Genomic DNA, 6,648 nt, shown 5'->3' on the forward strand with positions numbered 1-6,648 from the left:
TTAAAATAATTAGGAGAATTATACATTATGTTCCGTAATACTGATAAGAAAATACAATTGCCCCTAACGGTCTTGTGTATGGCTCGTTGCGTGCAAATTAGCGATTATTTTTCGGTTGAGCCACAAGCCGAATTTTTAAATTTTACTATTTATCTTTTTCTTGGAAATCATCAAATTTAAAAATTTGGCGACTTTCCAAATACGCTTTACCTTTGGTTTAAGCAATTGACCAGCAATGAGCTATACACGTTGTTGCCACACGTTTTTTATCCACAACATTTTTTAAACTTAATTCCACTTCCACAAAAACAGTAATCATTTCTTCCGATATTTTTAATTGATTCAGGGAAGTTCATTTCATACTTTTCCATAAGCGGTTTGTAGTAATCTAAATCAAATCTTTGTGCAAAATCAGCGTCAAATGCCACTAAATCTGAATTTGGTCTTCTCTGTAATTTTGTTCTTAAATAGCCTCCAAAAAAACCGAGTTCGCTGTCTGCTATGAAGTATTTTGAATTTTGTGTTCTTTTCTTAAAATAATCAAATAAAGAGTCAAAGTTATCTGAGTATTCCATTATTATTTCAAGGTCAAAAATACTCATAGTTATTGGCGTAACTTTTTCTTCTTGAAAGAATAATCTTGTGTGGGCAGTTATTGAAGCATAACTATCCAAAACTACACAAGCGCAATAAATTTCATTTATTTTAGGAAGCTCGATTCTTTCTCCACTCTCTTTATACTGAAAATAGCATTTATTGCTTAAAATCAGTTCGTAAGGTAAAGTGGCTTGGTCATATGCGTCCTTTACTGCAAGTTTAAAATCCTTTTCAAAAGTTTCTATATCTCCATTTTTTGATAATTGGCTCAATCTCTTTGATTTGACTTGAAAGATTAACATTTTGCCGTCTTTAACAACGCAGACATCAATGTCAGTAACTGTTGTCGCTTTTACTTCTTTTACTTCAACCTCAGAATGAATAAGATTTGAATCTATCTTTTTTGATAGTAGTTCAGCTACTATTTGTTCTGCTATATCACCTCTATTTTTTTGTGCTTTATTTCTATATTTTTTATCGTCAATCATCCAATAAAATGGACTGTCATAAATAGCTTCTGCAAGAGAATAGGGTAAAGGAATAATATAACTTGTGTCTGTTTTAATAACAGGTTTAATCTTAAACTGATTTAAATCTCCGATTCCGTTGAAATCTTGATTTAAAATTTCATTTTCTCCGAACGATAAAGAATCTAATATTTTCGTAAAATTTGGATTTTTCTTAAAAATATAGTTGTTAAAATTGAAAGAGTAGAGGCTAATAAAGTCATCTCCAAAATCTTTGACATTCAATTTGAAATTAATAATTGACTTTAAACTTATGTAGAGATTTTTGGCATCACCTAGATTGTAATTTTTGTTAGCTATTAGCCAATTTTTATCTCGAGAATATTTTGTTTCTAAGAAATTTACAAATTGATAATCATATGCACCTGAAGGTCCATAAAAAACGGTTTCTCTTACTGATGCAGGATTTGTTCTAAATTCTAAATGAAAATTTTCAGTTTCTCCAGGTTTTGGAAAATGTTTTAGGAAAGTTAAATGGTAATCATCCATTAATTTATGAATTTTACCAGCTCTAACTTTAAAACTGTCTTTGCTGTAAACTTTTTTATGTCGATTTTTTAGCCAAAGACCGAATAGAAATGTTATTTCATTTTCATTCAATAATGCTCTAAAATTTCTTGTAGCTAATTGGTCGGTCGAACAGTTTAAGTTTTCTCCGACTAAATAGAGTAGAATAGTAAGAAAGTCGGAATGAGAAGAAAATTCATTTAATTCGGCAATAATTTCATTTTCATCTCTCATTTTTTTTCAAATGTGTGGCAACGGTTTGTATAAGAATAGTAGCGGATTCTTGAATCGCTGACTTTTCAAATTAATCTTGATTTTAAATATAAAGAAAGCTGTTTGGTTTAAGCGTCTAAACCGCTATTATTTTTATACGTTGTTAGCAATAGTTTTTTTACTAAATTCATTATCTAAAGTATTTGATAGTGGTTTAAAAAGCCTAAAAAGTAGGATTTTTGTCGTATGTTTGCAAAAAAAGAAATAATTAGATATGATTATTGACTTCTCGGTTAAAAATTTTCGATCTCTTAAAGAAGAGAGTTTTTTTACTATGCTAGCAGATTCTAGTTCAAGTAAATTAGATAATACTTTTTTAGTTGAACTAAAAGACGGTAAAGAAATTAGACTTTTGAAAACAGCAGTTGTTTATGGTGCTAACGGGAGTGGTAAAAGTAACTTTATTAAAAGTTTATATGCTTTGAAGTGGCTTGTTACTAATTCAATGGATTTTAAGGTTGAAGATGATATAGATTGCTATGAACCATTTGAGTTGGATGTAAACACAAAAGATGAATCGGTTTTCTATTCAATTACATTTATTTTAAAAAAAATCAAGTATTCTTATCAAGTTTGTATTAAAGACAATTATGTAGAAAGTGAAATACTAGACTATTATCCTAAAGGAGCTCCTGCTAATTTGTTTAAGAGATTTGTAGATAAAAAGAACGAAAAGGATGATTTTGTTGAAGTAAGTTTTGGTAAAAACTTATTAGACAAGAGGATTTCTAAAAAAGTATTTGATAATCAGTTGTATATATCAAAATTTGGTTCAGATACGCCTCACAAACAATTAACGGAAGTTTATAAATATTTCAAAGATATTGAGGTGTGGAATGCTTTAGATTCAAGAGATGTAAATAAGTTAAGTAGAGAAATTTCAAAAAAGATAGCGAACCCTATAAATGAAAAATTTAATAATAGATTAAGTAAACTTATTAGGATTGCTGATACGAAAATTGAAAGATTAAGTGCAAAAGAATTAAAGAAAAAAGACTTTAAATTACCTGATGAAATTCCAGATAGTATTAAAGATAGATTTTATGAAGATAATAAATTAAGAACTTTTGCTATACATAAAATGTATGATGATAAAAGAGAAGTAGGCTTAACTGAATTTGATTTAAATAGGAAAGAATCTAGAGGAACTAAAGTTTTGTTTGCGTTAGGAGGTATAATTTTAGAAGCACTCGAAAATGGAGGAATTGTAGTGTTTGATGAACTTGATAATAGTTTACATCCAAAGCTTTGTAAATTTTTAATCAGATTGTTTAATAACTCAATTAGTAATCCTAATAATGCACAATTAATATTTGCTACTCATGAAGTCACTTTGTTAGATAAAGATGTTTTTAGAAAGGATCAAATTTGGTTTACTGAAAAGGATAAATATGGAGAAACAGAACTTTTTTCAGCGAGAGATGTTGAAGGTTTAAGAGACAATACCAATTTTGAATTATGGTATAGGACAGGGAAGTTTGGTGGCAATCCAAAAATTAAAGAAGTTGAATTTATTTTTGAATAATGGCTAAGAGAAGAAAGAGAGTTCCTCCTAAAACAATTTTTATTGCTTGTGAAGGAAAAAATACGGAGCCAATTTATTTTGAAAGAATTAAAGAGCAAATTGAAGATGAAAATATTTTTGCTTTAACTATTTATCCTGATAGAGAAAATGGTGAACATAAATCTGACCCTATTGGCTTGATTAATGAGGCACTAGATAAAATAAATGAATTTGATGAAGTTTGGGTTGTATATGATAAAGATGGATATACTAAACATAAAGAAGCTTTAGGTTTAGCTCAAACAGAAATTAATGGCAAAAAAGTAAATATAGCTTTTTCAAGTATTTCATTTGAACATTGGGTATTGTTGCATTTTGAGAAAAATGCAATCGTATATAATAAATCTAAAGATATTATAGAGCAAAAGTTCTTAAGCAATGAAAACTACTTTCCTGATTATTCTAAAAGAGGAGATGTCGATATATATCCCGTAATTAAAGGGTTGACTGATAATGCTATTGAAAATTCAGCTTGGTTAAGGTATATGCAAAAGTCAGATATTGCTTCAAAAGATGTTTATGACGTAAACCCATTTACTGATGTAGATGTTTTAATAAAGAAACTTTTGAGAATTGATGAAGAAATAACTTTTTATTCAATAGGTGAACTTTTATTATTTAATAATTTAAGTGTAATGGTTACCGTTGATTCAGGTGAACTTTATTTTGAAATTATTAATTCTTCAGCTAATTCTATTGTGTTAAATCAAGTTGCTTTTTCGGTTGTTAAAAATGATGGAGAACTTAAACAGTTAGGTTTTAACAATCAGGTTTTGTTACCTAATACTGAATATCAAGTTCAAAGCAAAGAAGTTGATTGTTCAAATATTATTGTTAGATATGGGACACAAAAAGGGGTTGTAGTGATAGGGTAATTATTGCTAACGGTCTTGTGTATGAGCAGTAGCGGATTTTATGCGACTACTTTTCGGTTTACAATATACTTTAATAAAATGAATAACGGTTCAAGTTTGCACTTAAACCGCTATTGCTTATACACGTTGTTAGCCACCGTTTTTATTCAGATTTTTGTTGCAATTTTTTAATCTGTTTTAAGACCAACTTCTTTGGAAGTATTGGCATAAGTTTTAAAGATATCTTGTCCTTCATTGAAACTCCTGCAATTACATCGAGTTCTCCTTTTATCATTCCGTTGTAACCTTGTTCTGCTACTTTTTTGGCATTTGCTGGGTTTTTGTATATGTCAGTACCTTTCATTCCTGACGACTCTCCAAATGCCGTTTTTGTTGCTCCAGGCATTAAATTGGTAACGGTAATATTGGTATCGCTCAACTCCTCGGCAATTGCATTGCTAAATGAGGTTACAAATGATTTTGAAGCAAAATAGACAGCTTGCATAGGACCAGCAGGAATCAAACTTACGGTAGAGGAAACATTTAATATTTTACCGGAATTGTTCTTGATAAAGTCCTGCAGAAAATAATGTGTTAATGAAATCAAAGCATTAATGTTCAGATTGACCATAGCAACATCTTGTTCAATATCTCTTTCGCTAAACATACCAACACCACCAAAACCAGCATTATTGATTAGAAAGTCAACCTTGATGTTTTCAGCTTTTACTTTTTCATATATTTCTTTGGCTGAATTTGGTAGTGACAAGTCTTTGGTAATGATTAGTACCTTGATTTTATAGTTTTCCTCTAATTCTTGTTTAAGTTCATTTAATTTGTTTTCATTTCTGGCGATGATAACCAAATTACCTCCTTTACTTGCGTGAATTTGAGCGAACTCTTTTCCTATTCCGCTACTTGCTCCAGTAATTAATGCTGTTTTATTCATTTTGATATTATTTAGTGAGTACTTACTTTTTTTGGTTTTCAATTTTTTTTTAATTTATGTATCTATTGATTAAAAAATCTTTGTATGCTTGTTTGTTTTTAAGGTTTCCTTTGAGCAAATCCGTTGAAGTTATTTGCATAATTTGAGTGAGAAGAAAGGCTTCCTGTTTTGGATTGTCAAATTCCAACTCTTGAAAAGCCCAAGTCAATTTGTCTATTAATAATTGCAAAATGCTTTGATTATTATATTCTTCTTCCCATTTTAATTTGAAATGAAGTTTCCAAAAGTCATATTCGGATTTTTTGATTGAGAAAGGAAGTTCAATAGTTTTTCGTAAAACGGTTTTAGGGTCAGTCGAATTGTAAATTTTTTCAAATAGTAGATTAATTTGTTCTTCAGCGCTTTGCATTAATGAATCTAAAAGTGATTTTTTACTGCTAAAGTGCCTAAAAATTAATCCTTCGGAAACACCTGCTTTCTTTGCTATTTTGCTGGTAGAAGTTGCATTGACTCCATTGTTGGCAAACAAATCCAATGCACTCGATAGTATTTTCTCTTTTTTGTCAGTCATTAATAGTGAGTAATCACTTGCAAAAATACAAAAATTTATTAATAGGACAATTTTTTTTTCAAATGGTAGCTAACGTACTTGTGTATGATGTCGTTGCGTAAATTTATAAAAAGATATGGAAAATAAAGAGAAATTGAACGAATGCGAGGATATTCCGAAAAGAAATGTCCGAAGCAATGCATTATACACGTTGTTGTACCGCGTTTTTTCTAATCCGACAAACTTTTGGTTTTTAATGAGTCATTTAGCTTTTTTTCTTGCTGTTCTTTTGTTTTTTCTTGGTGAGAAACAGATAAAGAATCAGCGTGATTATATTCAGGATTTACAGAATCAGAATCAGATTTATAGGAATTGTTGTTGCACCTTTGATAAATAGCTATGATACCAAAAAAAACGACAAAAAATAAACTTATAGCTTGGTATTTAGTCATCCAGTATTTTTTTTCAGATTTTAAGTATTTTTTATGTCCGCCTTTTTTCTTTGCTAATTTTCCTTTGTCGGTTAATTCACAATGTCCACTGTTAAATTGGTTAAAATATCCTTCTTTTACTCCAAAGTCAATTATTCCTGATTTCAAATCAAGTAAATATTTCCTGTTTTCGTTTGTGTCGGTTTTAATATATTTTGGGATTAAAATATCATATACATCAAAAAAACTATCGTCTTTATCTGATAATAAAACGATATTAAAATATTTATCAATTATTTTTTTATCCATTATGGTTTCAAATGCGGTACAACGTTTGATATAAAATGCGTGCGTCGCAGACGCATGCAGATTGTCCGTTAGGACAATCATATTGTA

At 29.5% G+C, this 6,648-nt stretch carries 6 protein-coding genes; 2 read left to right on the top strand and 4 right to left on the bottom strand.

Annotated features, from left to right (window positions below; translation table 11 throughout):
- Positions 1-266: 266 nt before the first annotated feature.
- On the bottom strand, positions 267-1,865 hold the full coding sequence (locus ACFQ1O_RS07075; protein WP_377714806.1) for a YecA/YgfB family protein: 1,599 nt from the start codon (positions 1,863-1,865) through the stop codon (positions 267-269).
- 253 nt (positions 1,866-2,118) lie between these two features.
- Between ACFQ1O_RS07075 and ACFQ1O_RS07080 the strand changes: the two genes are divergently transcribed.
- Together ACFQ1O_RS07080 and ACFQ1O_RS07085 are read left to right on the top strand one after the other, a co-directional pair.
- Complete coding sequence (locus ACFQ1O_RS07080) at positions 2,119-3,429, top strand: AAA family ATPase (RefSeq protein WP_377714808.1); 1,311 nt, start codon at positions 2,119-2,121, stop codon at positions 3,427-3,429.
- A complete protein-coding gene (locus ACFQ1O_RS07085; RefSeq protein WP_377714810.1) occupies positions 3,429-4,343 on the top strand; it encodes an RloB family protein in 915 nt (304 codons plus the stop codon). Before ACFQ1O_RS07080 ends, ACFQ1O_RS07085 begins: the two co-directional genes overlap by 1 nt.
- Before the next feature lie 142 nt (positions 4,344-4,485).
- Here ACFQ1O_RS07085 and ACFQ1O_RS07090 read toward each other — a convergent pair whose 3' ends face one another.
- The 3 genes from ACFQ1O_RS07090 to ACFQ1O_RS07100 all read right to left on the bottom strand — a co-directional run.
- Positions 4,486-5,271, bottom strand: a complete 786-nt coding sequence (locus ACFQ1O_RS07090; protein WP_377714812.1) for an SDR family NAD(P)-dependent oxidoreductase — start codon at positions 5,269-5,271, stop codon at positions 4,486-4,488.
- 49 nt (positions 5,272-5,320) lie between these two features.
- On the bottom strand, positions 5,321-5,842 hold the full coding sequence (locus tag ACFQ1O_RS07095) for a TetR/AcrR family transcriptional regulator (protein WP_377714813.1): 522 nt from the start codon (positions 5,840-5,842) through the stop codon (positions 5,321-5,323).
- Positions 5,843-6,051: 209 nt separating this feature from the next.
- On the bottom strand, positions 6,052-6,648 hold a 597-nt coding region (locus tag ACFQ1O_RS07100; RefSeq protein WP_377714815.1), incomplete at its 5' end, for a hypothetical protein.

The sequence above is a fragment of the Pseudofulvibacter geojedonensis genome, assembly GCF_042675745.1.
GTDB classification, from domain to species: domain Bacteria; phylum Bacteroidota; class Bacteroidia; order Flavobacteriales; family Flavobacteriaceae; genus Pseudofulvibacter; species Pseudofulvibacter geojedonensis.